This is a genomic window from uncultured Sphingopyxis sp. (assembly GCF_900078365.1).
GTDB lineage: Bacteria > Pseudomonadota > Alphaproteobacteria > Sphingomonadales > Sphingomonadaceae > Sphingopyxis.
Genome location: NZ_LT598653.1, coordinates 1,715,182 through 1,739,201 on the forward strand (window position 1 = coordinate 1,715,182; position 24,020 = coordinate 1,739,201).

A 24,020-nucleotide genomic window follows, 5' to 3' on the forward strand; every position below is an offset into this window, starting at 1 on the left:
TGAAAAGAAGCGGATTTTGGAGTTGGGGAAACTGGTTCTGGATCGAACTGGACCCGCAGTGAGAGTTGCCCGAGCAGGCGGGCTGGCCAAATGGGGCCAGCCTCGCACGGCCGCTTACGACCATGCCTCTGGTTTCGAGCATTCCTCGCAAAGGGCGTGTTCGTGAACGCGGGGCGGCGGTTCCATGAGCGGCGCGACATAGGCCTTCCAATCTTCCATCAGGGCAGCCGCGTCTATAGGTTGACTACATCTGATGCAGACGGGTTTTCTCGCGCGCCACGCCTCGTCCTTTGCATCCGCTTCCTCTTTACGTCTGCCCGGGCGCTTTCCAAAAAGCGCGCGTGCTCGGATCGATTCAAAATCATAGCCAGCGCCATAATTGTACACCCGCTTTATAGCGCCGTTTCTCGCCTCGGTCGGGCCATTTGTAAGTCGCCCGTGGTCGAAGAAGTTCAATATTTCTGTCCGCCAATCGTCGATCACGCCCGCGACGCCGGCGAAAACATGCTTGTCATCGTTCGGTATGCGAGCGCGCCACTCGTCGAGGGCCTCTTCCGCGGTGGCGCGGTCATGTAAATCCCAAATGCTAAGCAGCGCCTCTTTTGCCTCGTACGTGGCATAGAGCTCCTCTGAATTTGCGAGCCAGCCTCCGAGTTCAATTTCCTCGCTCCCACTGAGTTCTGACCTTCGTTTTAGAAAAATCCCATTCACGCCTTTGAGAGCCTTCACGCGACCGCGGTGGATCTTTCGCTGATAGCGACGGCGCGCCTCATCCATAGCGCCATTAACTTTATCGGCCATGTGCCATCGGTCGACGATAATGGCAGCCTGTGGCATCGTTCTCTTTACAGCCGTCCTATAGTAATCACACATGTCCATCGTAACCGCCTCGACATCCCCGCGGTTCGGTATCTTCATAAGAAAGTTCTGAACGGACTTCAGAGTTCGGTTACGAAGTAACTCGAACGGCCAACTGTCCTCAAGATTGATGAAGATCGCCCGCATCTGTTTATTAACTAGCGCCAGTTCGTCGATTCCGATGTGGCGGGGAGCGCGTAAATTGCGCGCATGATGTTCGGATAATCTGGCGAAATACGCTTTGCTGATCTCCCAGACGGTTGTCTCTGACACGCCAGTGTCTTCGGCCACGTGAGCAATCGGCTTCAACAGAGATTGTTTCTCGATATATTCCACCAAGCGCTTGGTCATCCGGCGGGTGTGATGCATTCCTGGCAAGATCTGCTTGAACGACGCCCCGCATGTGCGACAAGTATATTTGTTGTGTCGGACATGGATGAAGGTGTGCCTGCCATGAACCGGTGCATCCACAAAAATCCTGGTTGTTGCGCCCCGCTTGACCAGTCGGGCAGGGTCTTCACATCGTGCGCACTCGTCGGGTGCGAGATCATAGGTTGCAGTGATTTGGTAAGTGTCATTCTCGTCAACATAAACGTCGGAAACTGACCAGTCGGGCATTAGCATAATATTTGTCATGCTCGAATTAGTGGTTTGAAATTACTTAATAATGTATTTATCGGCACGCGAAATTGCTGCCGATTTGGTTGCATCGGATATGTTGTCGCGCCGGTCGGTTGCCGGATTATTCATCCTGCATAGCGATGCCGTTCAATCCAGGAGCCCAAGGCCGCCTTGCCAAGTGCTTCAACCGGTTCCGAATGCGACGGTGGTTGGCTCCCTTTTTTCCGCCGACCCCGCATTTGCGGCGCCTGCGCAAGTGGCCGGTGCGGTATATTGTCTGGGCATTCTTTACCTGATGCGCGGCAGGTCACCGTGGCGGATCCTGCTACCATATTTTCCGGTCGCCTCGACGCTCCGGCGCTGGTTTTTTCTATGCGCGACGACGCCTGAAGCTCTCGCTCAACCAAGGGTGTCGCTGGCATCGAAGTTGCCATGCGATGACGAGTTGATTGCCTCGCGCGGTCTCTCGCGGCCCTCCTAATTCGCTGCTAAGAAACAAAAAATTTACCTCCGACGTTCAGACGCAGCGAGGAATGGAGGCCCAATGACAGCTCTTAATTTTGCGATCACCGATGAAGGGATTTTCCTTGCGACCGATACGCTCGTCTCCCGTGATGGCCGACCATTGATGTTTACGGCCAAAGTCCTGACGCTACCTCACATGCACGGTCTTGTATCCGGGACTGGTTCGATGGTCCTGTTTCAACGCTGGTCGCTCAAGATCGTTAGCGAGATCCTGGCAGCCCATATGCACGTGCTCGATCTTTGTACGCCTAGCAGGCTTCGGAAAATTTGGGCAGAGATGTCGGACGAGGAGCGCGGCGGTGGCCCCGCCGATATTTATCATCTATGCTATGATCCCGACGATGATCAATTTGGAGGTTTTGCATACCGCTCTTCGAACGATTTCGAAAGCGAGCCTCTCGGGCACGGGACTTACCCCGAGCCAGGTTTGGGTGGTGCATTTCCTATCACAGCTTTCCCAGGCGATCTCGTGAGAGCATGTCGACGCCTCCGGTTCGAGCAGGACAGGTTGGATCTCGACAAACGTCAACATATTGGCGGCCAGGTCATCGCGTACATGATGCAGCGCCATGAGGCTGATGGACAACCGATGTCTACGCTGACGACAGTTCAGACGGCATATGAATTCGAAGACTTCGAGGCTGCTTACGGTGAATGCGACGAGCGAACTCTGTTCGACGGGTGCAAGTGAGGCGGTGACCTCGAAATCATACGACGCTCCGGCAAGGGCAGCGAACTCAACGTTCTGCGTTGGTGACGGGTTATCGACGGAAATTGGAATAGGTGACCCGCTGTCGAGACGGTGTTCGACCAAGAAGAGCGCATTCGCGTCGCCGAAGCCATGCTCCATCTCGTTAGGGGGGAGCCGTCGTAAACCACGCATCGGTGATCGATGGACAGCCTCGAATAGAAAGTCCGCGAAAATGGCACGTTTGCATCCAGGGAACAAAGATTGATGAGTGATCGAGCCAAAAGAGGTTGGGCCGGCATCCGTGTTATGTCCAGCGCGATGCCAAGAGGAGGGGCCGCTACCGAGACTGCCGACTCTTGAGGGTGTTAAGACGACATACGACCTTGCCCTAGTCTTATTCTGCTAAATCTCATTCGATTATAATCAGATTATAAAGTGGAACTTGAGTCGTCTGCTGAATAACTTTTCGGATGCAGTTCAGTTGAGCTGTCTATTCGGAAGGAAAATGCGATGAAAACCCTGAATAATGAGGAAATGATCGATCTCGGTGCCATCAGCGTCGAGACGCGCGGCATCAAGCAACTCGGCGAGCCCGATTTCGAGGATGGCGATCATTATGGCCTCGTGGGTGCGATCAGCACCGACGATTGAAAGCGTAGGCGTGCCGCCGAACGGTGGCACGCCAACCGCAGTCGCTATCGCACCATTGCCGATCGTGTCACTTCACCTGCGCCCAGGGCTTCACCATCGCCGGATCGGAGGCGATTACATTTTCTTCGATTTGCCGGCTGACCGCTATTTTCTCCTTCCGCTCCATTTTCACCCTGCCTTCGAGAGCTATTTGAACGGAGCGCCAAGTGGCCACGCGCTTTCCCAGCTCCTTGCCGCCGGTTTGATCGGTCCGGGGCAAGCCGAAGACTCGCCGACGCTGCCCGCCTTTACGCATGCTGTCGAGAGTCTTGTTGACGGCCCGCTCGGCGCGGCGTCTGCGCGGCAAATCTTGCGGGCAATCTGGATGCAGCGTCGCGCCAGCGTCGAGCTTCGTCGGGACAGCCTTCTCGAGATCGTCGAGCGGTTGGGCCGAGGCCGCCCCCGAAACGCTTCGTGCGGCGAGCGTGTCTGCCAGAATATCGCGGCGGCATTTCTCCGCAGCCGACGTCTCGTTTCCGCCGAAGACCAATGCCTCGTCCGGGGAATCGCAATGAAACGCATGTTGGCTCAGCGGGGCTGCGATGCAAGGCTCGTGTTCGGAGTCACGATGCCATTCTCGGCGCACTGCTGGGTGCAGGCCGGCGACGTGGTTCTCACCGATACGCTCGACATCGTCCGCCGCTACCAGCCGATATTTGCTGTCTGATGACTGGCGGTTTCTACATCGACGTCAATCTCGCCGCTGGGAAGCCTTCAGAGGGTCAGGAAATTTTCCAACGTGCTCCAGACTTCACTGCCGCAAATGTGATGCTCTGGTCGGATGAGCCGATGATCGTGATCGACGCAAGAACCGTCGTTCTCGGATATTTATTCCGAAAGGGGCCGCCGAGCGTGCGCGTGCGCAAAGGGGCAGGGGAGGACGGGAGCGCACTCGCTGCTGCCAATGGGCGGGCGCTGATTACTGGCTATTGGGGCGGTTACGTCTTTGTCCATGTCACGGAGGACGGCGCGCTTTACGTGCTGCGGGACCCGTCCGGTCTATTGCCTTGCTACCTCCGGCGCTCGGGGCGCGCGACGGCGCTGGCTTGCGATGTCACTGATTTGGCGGCGCCGGGACTGGGCCGGGTCAACTTTGAAGAAATCGGGCGCATCCTGGCCTCGGGAGATGCTCGCGGCCGGAACACCTGTCTTGCCGGCGTCGAGGAACTGATTGCGGGAGAGTGTCTCGTGGTCGATCAGCGAAGCTCGCGGATCGAACGATGGTGGTCACCATGGGACCATGTGGCTCCCAGAAAAATGTCTACCGGGGACGAGACAAGCCAGCTTTGCGAGACGATTTCCGATTGCGTCGGCTCTTGGTCGAGCTGTTTTCCCTCGATCCTGCTGGGATCATCTGGCGGTCTGGATTCCTCGATCGTTGCTGTGGCGGCCACTCCGCGGTCGGAAAGGCTGACGGCCCTAACGCTCGTCAGTCCAGGCGCTGCTGGCGATGAGCGCCCTTATGCGCACGCCGTGGCGAGTTCGCTCGGGATCCCCCTACGCGATGCGCCGCTCGACCTTGCTGATATCGACGTTGAGCGTGCAGTCACGCCTCACCACCCCTGGCCGATCTCTCCGATATTCAAACAGGCGGTTGGCGCCGTCCATCGGCGATTGCAGTCTGAAATGCCTACCGATGCGCATTTTTCCGGCAACGGCGGCGACGGAATATTTTGCAGCATTCGCAGCGCCGTTCCGCTACTCGATCATTTCCTGTCCAAAGGACAGCGTACCGGTCTCGGCAAAACAGTTCGGGATATCTCCAGCCTCACCGGGGCGGACATCGTGACGGTGCTCAGGCACGCTTGGTTGCGGCACAGGCGCTCAGGCGGGGCACATCTGCCGCGCTACAATGAGCTTGGCCTTGAAAGGGAGATGCTGGCGCGGATCGAAGCGCAGGGTTTTTCTCATCCATGGCTCTCGGCGCCCGCCGACGCCCTCCCCGGGAAGACGGTTCATGTCGCGTTCCTGATGCGAGCCCAGAAAAGCCTCGAGCTTTATCCGCGGCGAAGCGCGCCGCTGCACATCGCGCCGCTGCTCTCCCAGCCGATCGTCGAACGATGTCTCGCTATTCCGACTTGGCGCTGGATAGCCGACGGACGCGACCGCGCCGTCGCCCGCGCCGCCTTCTCGAACCGGCTCCCAAGAACGATCATTGAGCGGCAGCAGAAGGGCGGTCCGGCGGAGTTCAGCCTTTCGATTTATAGGACACAGCGTGATCGCCTTCACGAGCTGATCCGCGACGGCGTCCTGGCCGCCGCCGGTATCATCGATATATCCCTCTTGGACGAGCCCGAAGATATTTCCTGGCGGGGCAATGCGCGCGAGCAACGCATTCTTGCTTTCGCCGCGGCCGAGAGCTGGGCGCGTCACTGGAATGGCGGTTGAGCTAACGAACTGACTCGGCGGTGCCGCAGCGCGGTTTACCGTTTGCAGCCATCCGATCCCACACGGCGAAGCGTTCGGGAAAAGGGGCGTCCGTATCGCGCTTGCCGAGCAGCCAATAGTCGAACCAAGCCATATTCTCGCGCATGGCGACAATACGGTTCGACGGGATATGAAAGATGTGCGTTTCGTCGGATGCCGGGCTGGCTCCGGGATAATAGGTAAGCTGGGTGGGTACTTTCGCCGCCCGTAGCGCATCGAACAGTTCGGCCTGTGCCGGGGAGGCGGCCGCAACCTGTTGCAGGACCGGCGTACAGACTTTCACGGCATTGAGAGAAGGCGCGAAGCGGCGATACTGTTCGAAATGCTCACTCATTGGCGAGCCGCTATAGACGGGGTCATAGCTCGCCGGCCATCCAGCGTAGCCAGAAGGTTCGAGAAAGCCGCCATCGCCGCTCGACGCGGCGCTGAAAATTCGAGTCCGCGTGATCGCGACATTGACCATCTGCGCTCCGCGGCTGTAGCCGGCAATCCCGACGCGTGCTGGGTCGACGAGGCCCTCGGCCGCAAGTTCGTTTATGGCATCCACCAGGCTATGGACGCCTTCGATCCAGATGAGCCGCCTCACTGTCTCCGGATCGGGCGGCCCACTACCTCGGGACCAGGCGCTGTAGGCCGCGCGCAGATCCGCTGACTGATAGGGCGACGGATCGTTAATCAACAGCACGACATAGCCGCGCTCGGCAAAGAGCTGTGCGGGATAGTTCCACTGGTTTTCCGCCTTGGCGAAGCGCTCGTCGGCGTCAAACCCGTGGGTGATTACGATCGCCGGATAGCGTGTGCCGGGACGGAATTCTCGCGGGTAGAGGACATAGCCCGAAGCCTTGTAACCATTGCGATTGATCCAGGTTCTGGCGCGCGCCTGAAGCGGTGCGATCTCGTCATGGCGAGGGGAAATTGTCACAATGGGCTCGGTGGCGTCGCGGGCAATGTCGACGCGAACAAGTCTTGGCGGCATCGAAACGCCTTCTTCCACGCAGATTGCAAAACTGAGCTGATCATCGAAACTGCATTTTGTTAGACTGCCGGTGCCGGTGATCTCGCGTACGCCTGTCTTTTCCACCAAGGCGAGGCCGTAGCGCGATGTTCCGAGGCTGCGTGTGCCAATGATAGTCTTCCGCCCATCGAGGCTGGTCGCGTAATTGTGATCGCCGATGGTGAAAGCGAACCGGCCATAGTGGTGGCGCTCATTGCCCGGACCGTTTTCTACAAGGTCGAGTGCCGCGCCGATTCCTGTGGCGGAGAGTGCGCCGCCCCGCGGCCCTCTGAGCATCGTCAGCGTGCGCGCGTCACGCTCGTTCGATATGATACGGAAGCTCTTCTGCTTGCGGTTCCATGCGAGCGTCTCGAAGACGCTGCCGGGTGTGCCATCCGGGGCCTCGGTCCTGAAAAGAATCTCGTCACCGCGCCAGATAACCTTGCCTCCGGCGTGCATCGCCATCCGATCGCTGGTCGGACGGGTGATGATCTTGTCGATGCTTCCGTCGGGCGCGCGCAGGAAAAATTCGACCTCGGCCTCGATTGATGATCGCCTGCGGCTGCGCAAACGGGTCACCGCGTCATCGAAGCGGACGGGAGGCGGACCGGACTTCGCCTTGAGCTGCGAAAACCAGAGCCATTGCCCGTCGGGGGACCAGTCATAGGCCAATATCCCGATCTCGTGCGGCGGGGTCCCGCCACCCATGACCACCGAGAGGTCAGCCTTGCCGACCGCCACCCGGTCAGGATTTTTGACAATCGGACTGATCTTGCCATCGGCCGCGATCCGGTAAAGTTGCAGTCCCTCTCCGATATCGAGAAGGCCGCTCCAGTCGCCGCTGCCCGGAATCCGCTTTAACGATTTCGCGATGTCGGCGTTCGCGATGCTGCGCTGCGTTCTCGCACGGATATCGACGATTCGGATCTGCGCACGGGTCCGCTTTGCGCTGGAATCTGCGATCTCCGCCGAGTAAATCGCAAAACGCCCGTCCGCTGAAAGCGCGAGTTCGTTCACTTCTGGGACCAGCAGGATATCCTCAAACGTCCAGGGTCGGCCCTTTCTCTCCCCCGCCGGGGAGGCAGGGGAGAGAGTCACGGCGGCCAGGAACGCCGCGGCGAACAGGCCGGGCTTGTGGGAGTTCAGCATGGCCTCCCTCTCACCAATCGCGGCTGATCGTCAGGGCGAGAAAACGCCCGATGGCGGAATAATTCGTCGAATCGAACGGAGTGTTGTTTGGCGCTGCTACAAGTATTTGGTCGGGCTTCGCATTAAATATATTGAGGGCGCTAACCGTGACGTCCGCGACGCCCGCGATCTTGAATCGGCCGGTGAGATCGAAAGTTGCGACTGGAGAAATCTCGATAGGCACTGCGCGGCGGCGGTCCGTCACACCGCCAGTGAAACTCGAGAAGGCGGCGAGGGTAAACCGGCCACCGTCATAAGCCGCACCGCCGCGCGCGCGAAAATGCGGCGGGCTGAAGATATTGCCCGCGAGATCAGTGATCGGCAGACCGGGAAGCAGACGCTGCTGGCTGTCTAGCCAAGTCGCTCCGGCGCTGAGAGTCAGTGACCGGCCCCTACTCAGGGAAGCGCGATAGCGGATTGCGAGATCGGCGCCGCGATATCTCTGTTCTGCGATATTGCGGTCGCGCCCGTCGAGAAGAGCAATTACGTTGGCCGGGTCGTAGGGACCGGTCGTGCCGTTCGCCAGCGGGCCGGCGGCGCCCGCGATCGCGGCATCGAGTTCGGCCGCAGTCGGATTGAAGGTCACGAGGTGCGAGTAGAGGGGCTCGGTCAGTGCTCCCAGCACCGATCTCAGCGGCGGTCCGACGCGGTCGCGATAGTCGATATTGAAAAGGCTCGTTACGATTTGGAGGCGTGTTGACGGACGGAACGTGGCGCTTAGCGTCATATTCTCTGAGCGTTCAGGACCGACCTCCGGATTGGGACCGCCGATGTAAACGAAGGTCGAACCTGCCGGAAACTGCGTGCCATAGCCGGTGACCGGCACGAGGCTTGCGGAATATCCGGTATATTGCTGGATGAGCGTCGGCATCTTGAACGACCGGCCCCAAGAGACACCAAGACTGAACTCTGGCGCCGGTGAATAGACCAGCCCTAACTTTGGCGTCACAATGCTGCCCGAGTCCGAATAGTCCTCCCAGCGCAAAGCCGCGGTGAAGGAGGCACGATGGGCGAAGCCGAGGTTCTGATCCGGACTTGCCAGTGGAATGAACAATTCGCCGTAAGCGAATTTGTTCTCTCGCGCCGGCGTGATGTTGCGCCCAGAAAATTCGCCGTGAATGCGATTCTGACGCCAACCTCCGCCTGCTGCTAGCCGGACATCACCCGCGGGCAGAGCGAATAGCGGGCCCTCCGCGCCTGCCTCGATGGCGATATTGCGATTGTCGAAAATCCGGATCAGCTTGGCGGCAACGCCATTGGTGAAATTATCGGTGACGCCGTAGGTCTCGTCGGTGCCGTAGAATCCCGTCAGGCGCGTGTTCCAGTCGCCGCCAAGGTCGATTTCGAGCGTCGGAGCGATGCCGAATGTCTCGAACTCATTTACAACCCGGGTCCCGCGGGTTTCGATCGGCCGATCGACGAACAGGCCGCGCACCGACGTCATGTCGCCGCGTTTGTAGATCAGGTCTGCCTTGAGGCGGACGCCAGGGGTGAACTGCTGGTGAGCGCTCAGGAGTACGCTATGGCGCTTCAGATCGGGATAGAAAGTAGAGGCGGGATTGCTGCTTGATGAAAAGCTGCGATCGTCGGCACGGATCGCGCTGTTGTCGAAATAGTCATAAACTGCAAGGATGCCGCCGGTCGACCATTTGGTTCCGCCGAGCAGGCTAAACTGCTGCTGGAAATTGCCGCCATCGGTCGAGCCGCCGAGCCGCGCGGTCGTCGTGAACCCTTCGTAGTCCTTGCGCAGCAGGATATTGACCACACCGGCGACCGCGTCGGCACCATATATCGCTGATGCTCCGTCGGTAACGATCTCGATGCGCTCGACTGCGGCAACCGGTATCGCGCTCACGTCGATCACGCTGTTGGTCCCGCTATAGGCGAAGCGGTTGCCGTTCAGCAGAGTGAGGGTCGCGTTAGGTCCGATGCCGCGGAGATTGAAGGTCGATGCGCCATTGACGTTCACATTCTCGTTTTGCGTGCCTTGGGCCGACCCGATTCCCGGGTTTTGGCCGCCTCCGAAATTCTGAGGAAGGCTGCGCGCCACTTCGCCGAGATCAGCCAAACCGGCGTTCTTGATGTCCTGGCTCGTGATCGTGATGACGGGGGCAGCCGGAGGTGCACCCTCAATGCGCGTTCCCGTTACAACGATGGCTTCTTCTGACACCTGGGCCACGGCCGCGCCGCGCCCGGATCGCTTCTCGATCAACACCGATTCTTTGTCGAACCGGGCCACCAGCGCCGTCCCTTGTAACAGCCTTTCAATAGCCTCTTTGGCTGTAAAGGTTCCGCGCAGCCGAGGGACGGAAACGCCATTTATCTCATCCGCTGCGGCATAGAGTTCCCAGTCGGCCGTCGCGGCGACCGTTCTCAGCGCATCGCCCAGGTCCTGTGTCGGAATGTCGAACGCATAGTGTTCGGTTTCCTGAGCGGCCAATTCCAGTGGTGACAACGCCATGATTGTGCCAGCTAGAAGTGCCTGTACCGTGCGTGATTTCCAAATCTTCATAAAGCCTCCCCAAATTGCCCGCGCTGCGCGCAGTGCCTATCGGGAATGCTTCGACAATCAGGGGGAGGGTAACCTTAGGCGGCCGGTGAATATTTTATTGGCTGCGGAGGTAGACGCCGTCTGGACGCTGGTGAATCGTAAGATCAAACAGGCCCGCAACGTGCTTCAGGAACATTTCAGTTTCGTTGATCTTGAATCGCCCGGAGATTTTACGCTTCGCGAGATTCGGGTCTTCCACGATAATCGGAACCGGAGCGTATCGGTTGGCTTCCGAAATTAGCTCATTCAGGGCGATCGAACGATGCACCGCCCAACCGGACGGCCACTCGAGTGAGGATTTCCTGCTCTTCCGCGCGGTAGGCCGGACCTGTTTGTCGTCAGCACGGTAGAGGACCTCCGTGCCGCCTTGTAATGGCCGGGGCGGCGTGGCTGCGGGAACAACGCGCGTTGTCGAGGCGAGATCTGCCTTTCCGCTGATCAACTCTACCACGACCTCACGGTCGTCATTTATCATCACATCGACAACGCCTTCGTTCGTAGTCACGATGCCTTGACCAGCCGCGAGCCGGAAAGGGCGGACGTCATTGACAACCTTCACCCGAGCCCGGCCTTGTGCCACGCGCACATATCGTGTGTCTGGGGATATCGATACCTCGATCCGGGTGTCGGAATCGAGCGTCGCCGTTGATCCATCCTCAAGTTCGAAACTACGAATTTCGCCGCGTTCGGTTACCAGCGGTTCCGCAGCGTGGGCAGATAGGACGACGCCCGAACCCGGGATTGGAGTTCCTCCGGCGCTGATCGTGATCGCAAACACAATGACTGCCGCAGCGGCTGCGCCGACCATCAGCCAGCGTTTCGAAGCCCGTCTGGTTAGTTTCGCCGAGTTCGCCTCGTCGGTTTGCCCGGGCGATTTGAGGATCTCGGCTTGGCTCATCACGCGAGAATAGCGATCATAGGCCTGTCTGTGACGGGGCGATTCTGCGAGCCATTGCTCGAATTCTCCCTGAAGCGCTTCCGTCACCTCGCCGCGCATCCTGATGCTCCAGGTGAGCGCGTCGTCCTTGGGAAGGGCGTCATCGAGCTTCGCGTCATCATTGTCATTCATCGATTGGATCCACTACTTGAGCGATATGTGCCAAGGCCTTCATCATATGATATTCCACCGTCGCGATGCTGATACCCAGACGCCGATGAATCTCGCGATAGCTAAGTTCCTCGACACGGTGCATCAGAAAAACTCGCCTCGTTTTCTCGCTTAGACCTGTAATGGCTCGCTCATAGAGCCGGAGGAGATCGGCAGCTTCCATTTCGAGTTCCTGCTGTGGCGGAGTGGCAACATCATGATCGTCCTGGAGCGGCAGCAGGACGATCTTGTTCCGGCGCCTGCTGACTGCGCGGTTGATAAGCAGATTCCGCGCGATGCGCTGGAGAAAGGCAGCCGGGTTGGCGAGGCGATGCCGCTGTTCGCTACCAGCGGCGCGCAAGAATACTTCCTGCATCAAATCTGGCGCTGCCTCTGGACCAACGTGTCGCCCGAGGTAGCGTAGCAAGACGGCGCCGTCATTGCGAAAGGCTCGATCCAATGCAGCACTCCCGTCGTTGGGAGTGCGGGCCGCAGCCGAAATGTCGACGGACTTTTCCGGCTCCTCGATCCGATCCGATGTTGAAAGTGGGAGTGCGCGCGCAGAACGGTCGCGACTGAATGAAGAAAATGCCACGGGATTGATCTGAAATGGCAATGCGAGCAGGCGGGTTATCACCAGCCTGCAAGTCGTTCATCGCTTTGCCGCCGTAAAATCGCCAAGCGGCAATTTGAGGGTCGGGCCACCCGTCCGGCAGGGACAAGCGTTTATAATGCGTGACGGCACTTCCACGCGGCTGCTGCCATTTTGCTCGCTGCGCCGTGCCGTCATGCCAACGGCCGTGAAAATTGGCAAGCAAAACACCGTGGAAATTTTTTCGTCGATACAATCCGACTTTTTCTGATGTGAAAATTTCCAAAGCTGCAACGAAATCAGGGCAAGCCTGGTCAATCCAAGTTCGATGTCATCAGCCGAATAAATCCTGCTGCTTCAGCGCTGCGCCGATTATGATATCGCATGACGAGACGTCGTAATATTGCGCCCGAAAAGTCGTCGTACGATGCCGTTTTGAGATCTTCCAGCTCGGAATCGACGGCTTGAAAGAACCGATGATCGCAACGGCGAAACTGGTACAGGCGATCATTAAGCGCCGAGATGTCTGCGATCACTGCGCCATTACCTGATCGGCTACCCAGTTTCAGGAATATATTCGAGACTTGGTCCGGATACGCCCCATCCACGGAAATTGCGGACAAATTTTGCGAAGAAGAAGTGATCGCGGCGAGAAGAAGAATGAGATTGAGTTTAAAAAGATCACGCAATTCAGTTTCATTCATTCGCGGCACATGAAACCCTTGACCAGGGGCGAATGAGACCATTCGCTCGCCGACCAGCCGGTGAAGACTGTCCCGGACCGGCGTGATGCTGGTTGATAGCATATCGGCGATTTTGCCCGCTTCTAAGCGCGAGCCCCACGGCCATGAGCCATCCATAAGACGCCGCTTGATTGCGTGGTAACAGGGTTCGAGAACGCGCGCCGGGCACATGGGATCAGCGTAATTTGGCTTGTGCCAAGCCACGGGGCATCACTCCGTAAACTCGGCGCTCTTCATCGACGGCGCCATTGTATCCGGCTCCCTCGTCGCGCTGATGGAGCAGTCGACTGAGACATTCATCAATCTCGAGACAAATATCTGTTACTCGTGCCGTCCCGCCTCGGAGAACCGCCGGGATGAATATCGCCAAGCTGGATCTCTGCCATTCTCGCGCAACCGACGCTGATGCCGCCAGGTTGCGAAGATCAGCAAAGGCGGCACCAACCATGACCATGCGACCTGCATGATCATATAAGCGGCCGGGTGCATCGCCAAATCGGTAGCCCGGCTGGCATGCGCCATCATTGGCAGGATATGGAGCGCCGCCGCTATCATCGGCCAGAAGCGATATGCCACCAACGCGAGGGTCAATGTGGACGCAACACCGAACCCGTCGATAACGAGATGGCCCACGTCTAATGAAGCATAGCCGAGCGGCATAAAGTGATGGAGGAGGGGATCGGATATGACCATCCCGGTCGCAATCCCCGCCATCACTCTTTCGGGACCGCCGCCACGCAACACGGCGTAACCGAGAGCCACCGACAGAAGCAGAAAGAATGTCACGACGCGCATTCCAATCCATATTCATGGCAGTGGCTCCCGGTCAAATTTGTCAGGCGACAGCGTGGAGCGGAAGAACCGCCGATTTTCGTTCGGGGCAATCCTGGTGAATGTCATAGCCTGCGGTCTCTCGACCGATCGTAACAAGTTCGCCGTGAACGCGAAGCACATCGCCGCTGATGCCAACGAGCGACATTTGGGCCTTGGTGAGGCGTTGAATCATTGCATGGCCTTTTGCAGCCGGCACGCCGGCAGTATCACGGCGAGCCGTCACGACGCTGGTAGTCAGCGACAACAGGGCAATCATTGCGTCGTCGATGACAGCTTCTGCGGCCGGAACGTCGAGTTGCAGGCGGGCCACAATCGGGGCGACTTCGATAGACATAGCTTCTCCTTTTTCGGAAACGGTGCTCGCTCCGATCTTTGGTTGCGACGATGTAGGGATCAGCCGGAGATTAACTGCGTGAGTGCTTGTGCAATTCCCAGCCCGGTGAGGACGAAAACGGCCAAGCTTACGGCTATAATCGCGGTAATATATACTACGTTCGATGGGCTGTGGTCACGCCTCCATAGATCCCTGAACGGCGAGAGCTGCCTGGGCAGCTTGCCCACTATGGTCATGCGATCGCTCGTCGCGGTGACCACGGGTTTGTCCCCGTTCGGACGGTCGATTGGCAGCGCAGGCGATGCCCGGGCAAGGCCCACCGGATCATATATCATCCGGTCATATATGGGCTTCAACCGGGAATAGATTATCGCCGCCTCGTCCCGATTGGAGGCGCCCAGTATATCGCGGGCAGACTTGATGCGTTGATCGACCGTGACCTTCGCAATGTTGAGCTCGCGTGCGATTTGCTTCGATGTCTTGCGCTCTACCAGGAGGTCGAGGCAAGCGCGTTGCTTGTCTGTCAGCCGAGCCCAGCGCTCAGCTTCCCCCGCCGTTTGCGATTCCAGTTCGTTCATAGCGCCGCTGCAACTGCGCCCCTCCGATCAAATTTTGTCCATGAAATGAACTATTTCATGCCGACGGCGTGGAGGTCGAGTCGATATTGCAGTTTTGTCGCCGATACAGCCAGAATGGTGGTTTTTGGCGCGGGATATCGAGTTCGCAACCATCTCGCCATACCGGCCCGGCTGGCGCTGGGCGTATCCCCCCGAGTGTGCGGCCGGAAGGAAAGAAGTGAAGAGGGAAGAGGAAGAGGGAAGAGGAAAGAGGAAGAGGGAAGGGGAGGAGAACAGAGATCTCCCGGTAGCAGATTTGCAAATGTGAAAGAGGGAAGGAGCGAGCGGACACTGTCCGCCGACGCCTTCGCGGATGTCGGCCGCTTCATTGATGCCGGTCACGATCATCAACCCGTAATGGGCCTCTGCTGGCAACTGCCGGAACACGCAGACATGGTCAAAATGGCTTCAAGAAACCGTCGCCGCCTTCGCAAATTGGAACAGGCAATGCTGCTAATGGCGCCGCGGGACCAGGCGATATTTCGCGGGCATTTCATCGATAATGCACCCTTTACTGAACTTGCTGACTGGCATGGCATCAGCATTGCCGAAGTCGAAGCGGCGCTTTGTCGGGGGCTCGAAATTCTGGCCGATGTCCTGGAGCCGAATCCGCGGCGCTGGTGGCGGTTTTGGCGCCGCTAGGCGTGTTTGACGCTTGCCAAGTAAGGGCCAGCCCGACAGGGTGAATCGGATCATGCGTACCGACCTGGATCATCTCCCCGCGAGCAAGCAGCGTGAATTAGAGCGCGTTGTCCAGATCATTTTCGAGGAATTCGAGGATGCGCTGGCACTCGCCCAGAAGCAGTGGAAGAAGAAGGGGCGGATCGAAAAGATCATCCTCTATGGCAGCTACGCCCGGGGCGGCTGGGTCGACGAACCGCATACGGCGAAGGGATATCTGTCCGACTTCGATTTGCTCATCATCGTCAATGACAAGCGCCTGACCGAACGCGTCGATTACTGGCTCAAGCTCGATGACCGGCTCATCCGCGAACTTGCCATTGACAAGAGCCTGCACACGCCGGTGAATTTCATCGTGCATACGCTGCAAGAGGTGAACGATGGCCTCGCGCACGGGCGCTATTTCTTCATGGACGTCGCGCGTGATGGCATCGCGCTCTACAGCTACGATGACAAGCAGCTCCATACTCCAAAACCGAAGACGCCCGAGCAGGCGCTGGCGATGGCGAAGGAATATTTCGACGAATGGTTTCCCAGTGCTGCAGCGCTATTGGAGGGGACTGAATTTTACCGCGAGAAGGGGAGGCTGAAGGAGGCAGCTTTTTCCCTCCATCAAGCGGCCGAACGGTTGTATCACTGCGTCCTCCTTGTCTGCACCTTCTACACCCCGCACGTCCATAATCTCGCCTTCCTGCGTACCCAGGCCGAGCGCATAGATATGCGCCTTGTCGATGCCTGGCCTCGAGAACGGCGTGAAGATCGGGCGTTGTTTGAAAAGCTGAAAGAGGCCTACGTTAAGGCCCGATATTCCAAGCATTACCGTATCAACCACGAAGAATTGCTTCGGCTGAGCGGGAACGTCGATGCATTAGGGCAGGCCGTGCATGCGGTTTGCCTGGACCGAATTTCGGAGCTGGAGGCGAGAGCGTCTGTCTAGAGTGGCATGTTGCATGCTCCCCCTTGCGAGTTGGATGGCTGCCTCTCGATGGAACAGCGTCCCTATCAGGCATTTGCCGCACCGCTAAGACGGCGCGCACCACATCGGACCGTCGCCGTCCCAGGCCGCGGTCGGTGTGCAGTCGAACGACTCGCCCGACGGAGCGATCGACGCGAGGAATTGAGCTACGGATATCATGCCGCGTCTATTCCAAGCCTGCTCGGATAAGGCAATCGCGGCGCGCCGCCGTGACTAATCGTCGACCTAGGTCTCTCGGACAATAAGGCGGCGCGATCACACTCCGAAGTCCAAACGGAAGAGAAGGCGCAGGTTGGCCCTGCGAGAAGGATGAAAAACATCTGACGCTGGGGCTGCCGAGAGCCCCGGCACCCGGGCTCGTGCAACACGAGCAAGTCCAATGACGAACTTCTATCCACCGAACGGCGCAATCGATCTGATGATCGAGCCGCGCCCGGCCATGCTGGGGCGCGTGATCAAGGGCAGCGTCACGCTACCCACTGCAACGCGCACCGACCTCAAGCTCATGCGCTACGTGGCGTCGCTGATGCACAGCCGCGCGACCCGCGACGTGCTGAACATGGCCGGGTTCCTGGCCGACAGCCTGTTCATCGCGACGCCAGGCGTCATCGTGCGCGCGACCGCCTGTGCCGCTCCGCTGTTCCTCGCCGAGATGGAGGCCGAAGCGATCGCAACCCGTCATCCTGTCGTGTTGCTGCGGCATTCGCGCGGCCATTCGGAAACAGATGTCACGATCGACCTCGTTCTACCCAGCGACGGCGATTTGAAATGGCTCGAGGATTATCGGCTGTTCCGCGGCCTCTCGGGCGACAGCTGGCTGGTGCCCTCCGGTGACGGTCCCTCGGTCCGATTGTTGCCCCACGGCCTGTTCCTGACCGAGCATTCGCCATACGCCGACGACTGGGACCAGACCGCCGGCATCGAGCGCGCGAGCGCGCATCTCGACGCGCACCTTCGCGGAGGGTGGTCATGGTGATGAAAAAACGACCTGCGATCGACGGCCTCGATTTTGTCCCGGTCGAAGGCGGCAGCGACCCCGACCTCGTTTTCGGGGTCGTCCGACGCCAGATCGGTACCGGACCGATCCAGAGCGCTCCGGGTTCGGTGCTCCGGCGTCTGTCGCCGGGACGCAAGGCCGACGTCACGGCGCCATGGGAACCCACATGCTACCGCTGGGACGTCCTGCTTCCATCGATGGCGCATGACGATTGCCTCGATCCGAAGCGCTTGTGCGAGCAATATGAAGAACAGGCCTTCGAAGGGCAGAAGGATCTGCTCGTCATGATGACGATCCGTTTTCCTGACGCCGACCGGATCCACGTCATCTGGGAAGATGTGCGCGCTTTTGCTCGCGAACGGCTTTGCCGCGAGCGTAATCTCGCCGTCATCGCCGCCTTCCACCTGCCGGTCCAGATCGGCTCGACCAATCCGCCGCATGTGCACCTGATGGCCTTGGCGCGCGAGCTCAAAGCCTACGGCTTTGCCGACTTTGTGCGACCGTTTGCGGCGGATGCAGGCAAGGCGATGTTCGCTGCGGAGTGGGCCGAGTGGCAGGCACATCAAGGACGCAGCCCCGGCGCCTGACGCGCCGACGGCCTGCCGCTGCGCCACGACCGCCCCCAGAACAAACCCGAAAGAAGACTGCTCAGCTGTGGCTGGAGCGAATGAAGGAAAGCAGCCGCTGTCCAGCCAGCGCTGCCAAGGAATGGATTATATATGCCCAAATACCCCAACGCGATCGACCGAGCCGAAGAAATGGAAACGCTGAGGTCGGCGCTCGCGATCGTCCGGACCGCCGGGATCGAACTCGACGAGAAGCCGCCGATATTGCCCGCGAAATGCGCGCACTATCTGATCGCGGCCGATGCCGATCTGCTGATCGTGCCGGCCAAGTCCTCGGCCGTCGGCGATCATCATGCCGTCGAAGACATCATGGGCCTGTCACGCTGCGACGCGCTCATGGTCTATGTCGCGCGGCCGGGGACTGGAGCGAACCGGGTTGTCGTCGACATTGGGATCCACGGCCTCGTGCCCGTCTGGCACCGCGAATACCGCCTCTGCCTGATCGATCACGTGCTCCATTTCGTACCCGATCAGGATGCAAGCAAACCCGCGTTCAAGCTGACCAGGCTCGGGTTGAAGCAGGCGGTCGATTTCGACGCGCTGAACCCTGAGTGGATCTGACCCCCGAAGAATGGCGTCGCTATAGATATGAAAAGGAAGAAATGATGCTGGTAGTGAATATCGAAGTCTGGCCCTGGGGCCGCGAGGAGCGGAAGTACAAGATCGGCGAGATCAGGGCCGGGAATATCGCAGGCGGCCGCATCTCCACCTACAAGGTCCGCGTTCAACAAGACGGCTATGAGGCGGAAGGCGCGCCCGCAATCGATGAAGAATTCCTGCTTCGCGATCACGATCGCAGCGCTGGTGCGCTGGCGCTCATCCCTGACGCGCTGCTGATTGCCGTTCCGTTGCCTGAAGAAGGCGATGGCGCGTCCGATGCCGGGCCCGGGTCAATCTCGCCGGATGTGTGAGAGATGGATAAGCACCCCGGTTCCTCGAACTCCAGCTCCGCCGCCAAGGCTGCTATCGCACGGTTCGCGCCGGCGAACCGGCGACGGCTGAGCGGGGCTAGTCTGCGCACCTTCCTTGTGATCGCCAATTTTTGGGGACTGACCGAGAAACAGCGCCGGTTGATCCTCGGCAATCCGGCTCGATCGACCTATCGGGGCTGGGTCAAGAAAGCTCGCGAGCACCGGGACATCACGCTGAGCGTCGATGTCTTGATGCGGATTTCGGCGACCTTCGGGATTCATATAGGCCTGAGGACGCTCTTCGACGACGAGCAAGAAGGTGTCGCATGGCTTCGTCAGCCACATGATGCTCGGGTTTTCGGAGGAGCAGCGCCGATCGATCTCATCACCGGCGGAACTCGAGAAATGCTGATGACCGTACGCCGCTTCATCGCTGCTGCTCGCGGCGGGCTTTACATGGCCCCGTCCTCGAACGAGCGCGATTGGCCACCCTATGACGATAGCGAGATCATATTCGTTGATACGGAAGAGTGAGAAACCCATCCGCAAATCCGACACGCGTCCCTTGGTGCGTCATGCAGAATCGCGGCGAAGCTTTCGTGCCATTCGTTCGTGCCTGATCGCCGCTTCGCGAAGCCGGATAGCCAGAAATGGATCGTCGGTCGCGCTCCCTTTCAGGCGGGCGACATGAGCTAGCTGTTCATAATAGATGGCGTCGCGTTCAGGCTCCATATCCAGCCTGATATCTGTTTCGTGCTCATCAGGATGCAGGATCACCGGCATTCTGTCGTGGATATCCCATAGCTCTTCCGTCGTATCGACCATGACGCCTGAATAGGCGCCGCCCCATTCGGCGGTCGGTTTCCAAGGGCCTGTCCATGCCGCGATCGGTTGATCGGACACCGAAATTCACGTGATGCATGTCCGATCCATCACTCACGGGGCCGTTCAGCCACTCAGCCACTCAGCCACTCAGCCACGTGCGCGTGAGCGACGCCCGATCATCAAAGCACATATTTGCTGAGGTCGGTGTCGCCGACGACGTCGGCGAGCTGGCTGTCGACATAGGCGGCGTCGATGTCGAGCGTCGTGCCGGGGGCGTCTTCGGCGGTGAAGCTGATTTCCTCGACGAGCCGTTCCATGATCGTCTGGAGGCGGCGCGCGCCGATATTCTCGACCTTTTCATTTACTTGTGCGGCGAGCTTCGCGACGCGCGCGATGGCGTCATCGGTGAAGTTCAGCGTCACGCCCTCGGTGCCAAGCAGCGCCGCATATTGTTCGGGAAGACCGGCCTTCGTCTCGCTGAGAATACGGACGAAATCCTCTTCGGAGAGCGCACCGAGTTCAACCCGGATGGGGAGCCGGCCCTGAAGTTCGGGGAGAAGGTCGCTCGGCTTCGCCACGTGGAAGGCGCCCGACGCGATGAAGAGGATATGATCGGTCTTCATCGGACCATATTTGGTCGCGACGGTCGTGCCCTCGATCAGCGGCAGGAGGTCGCGCTGGACGCCCTCGCGGCTCACCGAGCCGCCGCGCACGTCGCTGACCGCGATCTTGTCGATCTCGTCGAGGAAGACGATGCCGTTCGCTTCGGCATCGGCGAGCGCGACGCGCGCGACATCGTCCTGGTCGAGGCGCTTGTCCTGCTCCTCTTCGATCAGCCGCGTCGCGGCGTCGATGACTTTCAATTTGCGGCGCTTCTTGGGCGGACCGCCCATCGCCTTGCCGAGCATGTCCGACAGGTTGATCATGCTCATCTGCCCCGGTTGACCGGGCAATTCGAACGACATTCCGGGGGCGTCGGCAACCTCGATCTCGACCTCGCTATCGTCGAGGTGACCTTCGCGGATGCGCTGGCGGAAGCTCTGGCGCGTCGCCTCGCTGGCACCCTTACCAGTGAGCGCGTCGAGCAGGCGCTCCATCGCGGCCTCTTCGGCGGCGGCGCGCACCGCTTCGCGACGACGGTCCTTTTCGAGCCGCACGGCCTCCTCGACGAGGTCGCGCGCGATCTGTTCGACGTCGCGGCCGACATAGCCGACCTCGGTGAACTTGGTCGCCTCGACCTTGACGAAGGGGGCGTCGGCAAGCTTGGCGAGGCGGCGCGAAATCTCGGTCTTGCCGCAGCCGGTGGGGCCGATCATCAGAATATTCTTGGGAGTCACCTCGTCGCGGAGATCGGGCGCCAGCTGCTGGCGGCGCCAGCGATTGCGCAGTGCGACAGCCACCGCGCGCTTCGCGGCGGTCTGGCCGATGATATGCGTGTCGAGCGCGGCGACGATCGCCTTCGGGGTCAGGTCTTTGTTCATATGTCGGAGAGGTCCAGCAGAAAGAAATTCATGTGGCGGCTAGATGGGAAGGGGGCCCGGCAAGTCAAGCCGGGCAGCGAAAGCCGGCGAACAGCCGCTGGTGCGCGTCGACGATGCGCGCGATGCGCTCGGGCTGGGGCTCGGCCTCCCATATGTTCCGCTCGTAGCTGCCGCCGATCACGATCCCGTCGGGGCGCGGGAACATATAGCCTGCGTCGCCGGTGAAGGCGTAGCGGACCTCCGGCTGGGGGATCAGGATCGCGAGCTGGCCGCGGATCGGGATCAGCTCCGTGTCGCCGAAGAGCTCGCGCGCGCCGAGACCGGTGCAGTTGAAGACGAGCGTTTCGGAGAGCGACGCGATCTCGGCGGGCGACGCGAAGCCGCGCACCGCGATGCGTCCGCCCGCGCCCTCGATATCGCGCATCATCTGGCGAAGATAGCGGCCGGTCTCGACATAGATCGTGTCATATTGCCAGAGCCGCTCGACCGGGAAGGGGTGTTCATCAGGGCGAAGCGCGCGCGCGGCGGGCGGGAAGGTCGCAAGCTTGGGTTCCTCGGGCGAGCCTTCGGAATAGGTCGTCAGCCAGCGCACGCCATAATCGTCGCCGACCATGATCTGAAAGCGTCGCCAACTGTAATCGAGCGCCGCGGTGAACTGCCGCCGCCATTCGGGGGTGACCGCGTCTGCCTTGAACAGGCCGAAGGGATGGAATTGCCCCCCCGCGATATTCGAAGTCGTGTCGGGCGGCAGCGCCTTGGCATAGACGGTAACGGGAAAACCCGCTTCCTGCAGCAGCCGCGCGGTCGACAGGCCGACGATGCCGGCGCCGATCACCGCGACGGGGCCGCTGTGGCCGGGCGCGCTCATTTCGACCGCGAGCTTCGCGGTGCCCCAGCTCATCGTGATGCCCGAACCGCCGTGGCCGTAATTGTGGACGAGCCGCTTGGCGCCGAGCGTATCGGCGCGAACAACGAAGCCGCCGGGACGATAGGGGCGCAGGCCAGCGACAGTGCGGATGACACGGTCGGGCGACGCCTTGACCGGTGCAAGGCAGGCGGTGGGGGTGCGGACCGTGGTAGTGGCGCAGCCGGGCAGGGCGAGCGCGGCCGAGGCGGCAACGAAATGGCGGCGGGGGAGGGCGTGAATCACCCCGCGACCATAGAGGGTCAGCCCTTGATGTCGATGGTCTCGGACGTGAACTGGTCGTTGGTGTAGACGCAGATGTCCGCGGCGACCTCCATTGCCTTCCTCGTCAGCACCTCGGGATCCTTCTCATAGTCCGCCAGCGCGCGCGCGGCGGAGAGGGCGTAGTTGCCGCCCGAGCCGATCGCGGCGATGCCGCCCTTGGGTTCGAGCACGTCGCCGTTGCCGGTGATGACGAGCGTGACCTCCTTGTCGGCGACGATCATCATCGCTTCCAAATTGCGGAGATATTTGTCGGTGCGCCAGTCCTTGGCGAGTTCGACCGCGGCGCGCAGCAACTGGCCATTGTGGCGCTCGAGCTTGGCCTCGAGCCGTTCGAAGAGAGTGAAGGCGTCGGCGGTCGCGCCCGCGAAACCGCCGATCACGCTGCCGTCATGGAGGCGACGGACTTTCTTCGCATTGGGCTTCATCACCGTCTGGCCCATCGACACCTGGCCGTCGCCGATGATGACGACCTTGTCGTCGCTGCGGGCGGAGAGGATAGTGGTTCCGTGCCAGGGCGCGGCACTTTGCGCATGGGGATTGGTCATGCGGCGGGATATGGGCGATGGGCGGCGGGGCTGCAAGGGGAGGGCGGCTCGATCCTCCCTGCGGCGAAGCCGTGGGGAGGGGGACCGTCGCCGCAGGCGATGGTGGAGGGGCGACAACGTTGCGCCATTAGCCCCTCCGTCAGTGCTTCGCGCTGCCACCTCCCCATGCCTGCGGCACAGGGAGGATCAGGCAGGCCAGGTCAGGAGCGCGCGGGCGCCTTCATCGACCTCGATCTCGGTCGGATCGGTAAGCAGTACGGCCTCGCCGAGCGCGATGGCTTCGCCCGCGACTCGACAGCCGGCCGAAAGTGGCACGAAGGTCAGCTCACCCGTCGCCTGTTCGATGATGGCCGGATCGATCGGGACGGCGAGCTGGGCGAGATGGAAATGCGGGCCGCTTACCAGCATGCGGTTCGCCGCGGGGTCGACGACCGTATCGCGCGGGTCGTGGACCGGACCGGGGTTCGAGACCTTGAGTCCTTGGTCGAGATGCAGCTCGCGCGGCCGGCCGTAATCGTAGAGGCGGTAGGTGCAATCGACATTCTGCTGAACCTCGACCACGGTGAGCCCGCCGCCGATCGCGTGGATCGTGCCCGCCCGATTATAGACGAAGTCATTCTCCTTCGAGGGCCGCCAGTCGATCATGTCGACGATAGATCCGTCGAGCGCGGCGTCGTGAAGCGTCTCACGCGCGGTTTCGCGGTTGAGGCCCACGCCCAGCTCGGCACCCGGCTGCGCATCGAGGATCAGCCAGCATTCCTCCTTGCCGCGCGGGAATCCGGCGGCGCGCGCGGCTTCGTCATTGGGGTGAACCTGAATCGACAGCCGCTCCGACGTGAAGAGGAATTTGACCATGATCGGCGCGTCGTCGCCGGCGGGGTTGGCGAACCATATCTCCCCGATGCGGCGGCCGCCGAAGTCGCCGAAATCGGCGGGGATGTCGGTGCGGCCCCACGGCTTTTCGACGACGATCGTTTCGAGGCGGGTCAGCATCGCATCAGGATGCTGGGTCGCCATAGAAGCGTCAAGCGAAGAGC

Annotated in this window: 26 protein-coding genes and 1 pseudogene; 12 read left to right on the top strand and 15 right to left on the bottom strand. The window is 60.3% G+C overall.

Going from position 1 to position 24,020, the window contains the following annotated elements:
• Positions 1–114: 114 nt before the first annotated feature.
• Entirely contained in the window at positions 115–1,494 is a 1,380-nt protein-coding gene (locus QZL87_RS07835) for an ISL3 family transposase (protein WP_295326042.1), read from the bottom strand.
• 224 nt (positions 1,495–1,718) lie between these two features.
• Between QZL87_RS07835 and QZL87_RS07840 the strand changes: the two are divergent.
• From QZL87_RS07840 to QZL87_RS07860, 5 genes and pseudogenes are all read left to right on the top strand, one after another.
• Positions 1,719–1,852, top strand: a pseudogene (locus QZL87_RS07840) (IS5/IS1182 family transposase); the annotation flags it as partial.
• A 171-nt stretch (positions 1,853–2,023) separates the two neighbouring features.
• Positions 2,024–2,695, top strand: coding sequence for a hypothetical protein (locus QZL87_RS07845; RefSeq protein ID WP_295326046.1), 672 nt, complete (start codon positions 2,024–2,026; stop codon positions 2,693–2,695).
• Positions 2,696–3,205: 510 nt separating this feature from the next.
• Entirely contained in the window at positions 3,206–3,346 is a 141-nt protein-coding gene (locus QZL87_RS07850; protein WP_161786571.1) for a hypothetical protein, read from the top strand.
• 364 nt (positions 3,347–3,710) lie between these two features.
• Entirely contained in the window at positions 3,711–4,052 is a 342-nt protein-coding gene (locus tag QZL87_RS07855) for a lasso peptide biosynthesis B2 protein (protein WP_295326785.1), read from the top strand.
• Complete coding sequence (locus QZL87_RS07860) at positions 4,052–5,773, top strand: asparagine synthase C-terminal domain-containing protein (protein ID WP_295326051.1); 1,722 nt, start codon at positions 4,052–4,054, stop codon at positions 5,771–5,773. Before QZL87_RS07855 ends, QZL87_RS07860 begins: the two co-directional genes overlap by 1 nt.
• A 1-nt stretch (position 5,774) precedes the next feature.
• Here the strand turns inward: QZL87_RS07860 and QZL87_RS07865 are convergent, their stop codons facing one another.
• The 9 genes from QZL87_RS07865 to QZL87_RS07905 all read right to left on the bottom strand — a co-directional run bounded on the left by QZL87_RS07865 (position 5,775) and on the right by QZL87_RS07905 (position 14,713).
• On the bottom strand, positions 5,775–7,955 hold the full coding sequence (locus QZL87_RS07865; protein WP_295326055.1) for a prolyl oligopeptidase family serine peptidase: 2,181 nt from the start codon (positions 7,953–7,955) through the stop codon (positions 5,775–5,777).
• Between the two features lie 10 nt (positions 7,956–7,965).
• A complete protein-coding gene (locus QZL87_RS07870) occupies positions 7,966–10,506 on the bottom strand; it encodes a TonB-dependent receptor (RefSeq protein WP_295326059.1) in 2,541 nt (846 codons plus the stop codon).
• 94 nt (positions 10,507–10,600) lie between these two features.
• Positions 10,601–11,614, bottom strand: coding sequence for a DUF4880 domain-containing protein (locus QZL87_RS07875; RefSeq protein ID WP_295326062.1), 1,014 nt, complete (start codon positions 11,612–11,614; stop codon positions 10,601–10,603).
• Positions 11,607–12,269 (bottom strand): sigma-70 family RNA polymerase sigma factor, encoded by a 663-nt coding sequence (locus QZL87_RS07880; RefSeq protein ID WP_295326065.1) that lies wholly within the window; start codon positions 12,267–12,269, stop codon positions 11,607–11,609. The genes QZL87_RS07875 and QZL87_RS07880 overlap by 8 nt, the downstream gene beginning before the upstream one ends.
• A gap of 15 nt (positions 12,270–12,284) precedes the next feature.
• Positions 12,285–12,542: a hypothetical protein gene (locus tag QZL87_RS07885; protein WP_295326069.1), complete on the bottom strand. Its 258-nt coding sequence runs from the start codon at positions 12,540–12,542 to the stop codon at positions 12,285–12,287.
• Entirely contained in the window at positions 12,539–13,138 is a 600-nt protein-coding gene (locus QZL87_RS07890) for a GntR family transcriptional regulator (protein WP_295326787.1), read from the bottom strand. The genes QZL87_RS07885 and QZL87_RS07890 overlap by 4 nt, the downstream gene beginning before the upstream one ends.
• A 150-nt stretch (positions 13,139–13,288) precedes the next feature.
• Positions 13,289–13,762: a hypothetical protein gene (locus QZL87_RS07895; RefSeq protein WP_295326074.1), complete on the bottom strand. Its 474-nt coding sequence runs from the start codon at positions 13,760–13,762 to the stop codon at positions 13,289–13,291.
• A gap of 40 nt (positions 13,763–13,802) precedes the next feature.
• A complete protein-coding gene (locus QZL87_RS07900; protein ID WP_295326078.1) occupies positions 13,803–14,135 on the bottom strand; it encodes a hypothetical protein in 333 nt (110 codons plus the stop codon).
• 59 nt (positions 14,136–14,194) lie between these two features.
• Entirely contained in the window at positions 14,195–14,713 is a 519-nt protein-coding gene (locus tag QZL87_RS07905) for a helix-turn-helix transcriptional regulator (protein WP_295326082.1), read from the bottom strand.
• 45 nt (positions 14,714–14,758) lie between these two features.
• Between QZL87_RS07905 and QZL87_RS07910 the strand changes: the two genes are divergently transcribed.
• The 7 genes from QZL87_RS07910 to QZL87_RS07940 all read left to right on the top strand — a co-directional run bounded on the left by QZL87_RS07910 (position 14,759) and on the right by QZL87_RS07940 (position 19,477).
• Positions 14,759–15,394: a hypothetical protein gene (locus tag QZL87_RS07910; protein ID WP_295326085.1), complete on the top strand. Its 636-nt coding sequence runs from the start codon at positions 14,759–14,761 to the stop codon at positions 15,392–15,394.
• A 52-nt stretch (positions 15,395–15,446) separates the two neighbouring features.
• Complete coding sequence (locus tag QZL87_RS07915) at positions 15,447–16,370, top strand: nucleotidyltransferase and HEPN domain-containing protein (RefSeq protein ID WP_295326087.1); 924 nt, start codon at positions 15,447–15,449, stop codon at positions 16,368–16,370.
• Between the two features lie 418 nt (positions 16,371–16,788).
• Positions 16,789–17,385 carry a hypothetical protein gene (locus QZL87_RS07920; protein ID WP_295326090.1) on the top strand — a complete coding sequence of 199 codons (597 nt, stop codon included), beginning with the start codon at positions 16,789–16,791 and terminating at the stop codon, positions 17,383–17,385.
• A complete protein-coding gene (locus QZL87_RS07925) occupies positions 17,385–17,993 on the top strand; it encodes a hypothetical protein (protein WP_295326093.1) in 609 nt (202 codons plus the stop codon). Before QZL87_RS07920 ends, QZL87_RS07925 begins: the two co-directional genes overlap by 1 nt.
• A 132-nt stretch (positions 17,994–18,125) precedes the next feature.
• Positions 18,126–18,593, top strand: coding sequence for a hypothetical protein (locus QZL87_RS07930; protein WP_295326096.1), 468 nt, complete (start codon positions 18,126–18,128; stop codon positions 18,591–18,593).
• A complete protein-coding gene (locus QZL87_RS07935; RefSeq protein ID WP_295326099.1) occupies positions 18,584–18,943 on the top strand; it encodes a hypothetical protein in 360 nt (119 codons plus the stop codon). The genes QZL87_RS07930 and QZL87_RS07935 overlap by 10 nt, the downstream gene beginning before the upstream one ends.
• 3 nt (positions 18,944–18,946) lie before the next feature.
• The gene (locus QZL87_RS07940; RefSeq protein WP_295326101.1) at positions 18,947–19,477 is read left to right on the top strand and encodes an MbcA/ParS/Xre antitoxin family protein; all 531 of its coding nucleotides are present in this window, start codon (positions 18,947–18,949) and stop codon (positions 19,475–19,477) included.
• A gap of 39 nt (positions 19,478–19,516) precedes the next feature.
• Here QZL87_RS07940 and QZL87_RS07945 read toward each other — a convergent pair whose 3' ends face one another.
• The 5 genes from QZL87_RS07945 to QZL87_RS07965 form a co-directional block, all read right to left on the bottom strand.
• Positions 19,517–19,846, bottom strand: a complete 330-nt coding sequence (locus QZL87_RS07945; protein WP_295326103.1) for a hypothetical protein — start codon at positions 19,844–19,846, stop codon at positions 19,517–19,519.
• Positions 19,847–19,947: 101 nt separating this feature from the next.
• On the bottom strand, positions 19,948–21,249 hold the full coding sequence (gene hslU / locus QZL87_RS07950; RefSeq protein WP_295326105.1) for an ATP-dependent protease ATPase subunit HslU: 1,302 nt from the start codon (positions 21,247–21,249) through the stop codon (positions 19,948–19,950).
• A gap of 64 nt (positions 21,250–21,313) precedes the next feature.
• Positions 21,314–22,399, bottom strand: a complete 1,086-nt coding sequence (locus tag QZL87_RS07955) for an FAD-dependent oxidoreductase (protein ID WP_295326107.1) — start codon at positions 22,397–22,399, stop codon at positions 21,314–21,316.
• Between the two features lie 17 nt (positions 22,400–22,416).
• Entirely contained in the window at positions 22,417–22,983 is a 567-nt protein-coding gene (gene hslV / locus QZL87_RS07960) for an ATP-dependent protease subunit HslV (protein WP_295326109.1), read from the bottom strand.
• A 186-nt stretch (positions 22,984–23,169) separates the two neighbouring features.
• Positions 23,170–24,000 carry a class I mannose-6-phosphate isomerase gene (locus tag QZL87_RS07965; protein WP_295326111.1) on the bottom strand — a complete coding sequence of 277 codons (831 nt, stop codon included), beginning with the start codon at positions 23,998–24,000 and terminating at the stop codon, positions 23,170–23,172.
• Between the last annotated feature and the right edge of the window lie 20 nt (positions 24,001–24,020).

What these genes read in the sequence shown, in the direction of transcription:
- QZL87_RS07835 (WP_295326042.1), bottom strand. Translation starts at nt 1,494, where the DNA reads ATGACAAATATTATGCTAATGCCCGACTGGTCAGTTTCCGACGTTTAT.
- QZL87_RS07845 (WP_295326046.1), top strand. Translation starts at nt 2,024, where the DNA reads ATGACAGCTCTTAATTTTGCGATCACCGATGAAGGGATTTTCCTTGCG.
- QZL87_RS07850 (WP_161786571.1), top strand. Translation starts at nt 3,206, where the DNA reads ATGAAAACCCTGAATAATGAGGAAATGATCGATCTCGGTGCCATCAGC.
- QZL87_RS07855 (WP_295326785.1), top strand. Translation starts at nt 3,711, where the DNA reads ATGCAGCGTCGCGCCAGCGTCGAGCTTCGTCGGGACAGCCTTCTCGAG.
- QZL87_RS07860 (WP_295326051.1), top strand. Translation starts at nt 4,052, where the DNA reads ATGACTGGCGGTTTCTACATCGACGTCAATCTCGCCGCTGGGAAGCCT.
- QZL87_RS07865 (WP_295326055.1), bottom strand. Translation starts at nt 7,955, where the DNA reads ATGCTGAACTCCCACAAGCCCGGCCTGTTCGCCGCGGCGTTCCTGGCC.
- QZL87_RS07870 (WP_295326059.1), bottom strand. Translation starts at nt 10,506, where the DNA reads ATGAAGATTTGGAAATCACGCACGGTACAGGCACTTCTAGCTGGCACA.
- QZL87_RS07875 (WP_295326062.1), bottom strand. Translation starts at nt 11,614, where the DNA reads ATGAATGACAATGATGACGCGAAGCTCGATGACGCCCTTCCCAAGGAC.
- QZL87_RS07890 (WP_295326787.1), bottom strand. Translation starts at nt 13,138, where the DNA reads ATGTGCCCGGCGCGCGTTCTCGAACCCTGTTACCACGCAATCAAGCGG.
- QZL87_RS07895 (WP_295326074.1), bottom strand. Translation starts at nt 13,762, where the DNA reads ATGCGCGTCGTGACATTCTTTCTGCTTCTGTCGGTGGCTCTCGGTTAC.
- QZL87_RS07900 (WP_295326078.1), bottom strand. Translation starts at nt 14,135, where the DNA reads ATGTCTATCGAAGTCGCCCCGATTGTGGCCCGCCTGCAACTCGACGTT.
- QZL87_RS07905 (WP_295326082.1), bottom strand. Translation starts at nt 14,713, where the DNA reads ATGAACGAACTGGAATCGCAAACGGCGGGGGAAGCTGAGCGCTGGGCT.
- QZL87_RS07910 (WP_295326085.1), top strand. Translation starts at nt 14,759, where the DNA reads ATGAACTATTTCATGCCGACGGCGTGGAGGTCGAGTCGATATTGCAGT.
- QZL87_RS07915 (WP_295326087.1), top strand. Translation starts at nt 15,447, where the DNA reads ATGCGTACCGACCTGGATCATCTCCCCGCGAGCAAGCAGCGTGAATTA.
- QZL87_RS07920 (WP_295326090.1), top strand. Translation starts at nt 16,789, where the DNA reads ATGACGAACTTCTATCCACCGAACGGCGCAATCGATCTGATGATCGAG.
- QZL87_RS07925 (WP_295326093.1), top strand. Translation starts at nt 17,385, where the DNA reads ATGAAAAAACGACCTGCGATCGACGGCCTCGATTTTGTCCCGGTCGAA.
- QZL87_RS07930 (WP_295326096.1), top strand. Translation starts at nt 18,126, where the DNA reads ATGCCCAAATACCCCAACGCGATCGACCGAGCCGAAGAAATGGAAACG.
- QZL87_RS07940 (WP_295326101.1), top strand. Translation starts at nt 18,947, where the DNA reads ATGGATAAGCACCCCGGTTCCTCGAACTCCAGCTCCGCCGCCAAGGCT.
- hslU (WP_295326105.1), bottom strand. Translation starts at nt 21,249, where the DNA reads ATGAACAAAGACCTGACCCCGAAGGCGATCGTCGCCGCGCTCGACACG.
- hslV (WP_295326109.1), bottom strand. Translation starts at nt 22,983, where the DNA reads ATGACCAATCCCCATGCGCAAAGTGCCGCGCCCTGGCACGGAACCACT.
- QZL87_RS07965 (WP_295326111.1), bottom strand. Translation starts at nt 24,000, where the DNA reads ATGGCGACCCAGCATCCTGATGCGATGCTGACCCGCCTCGAAACGATC.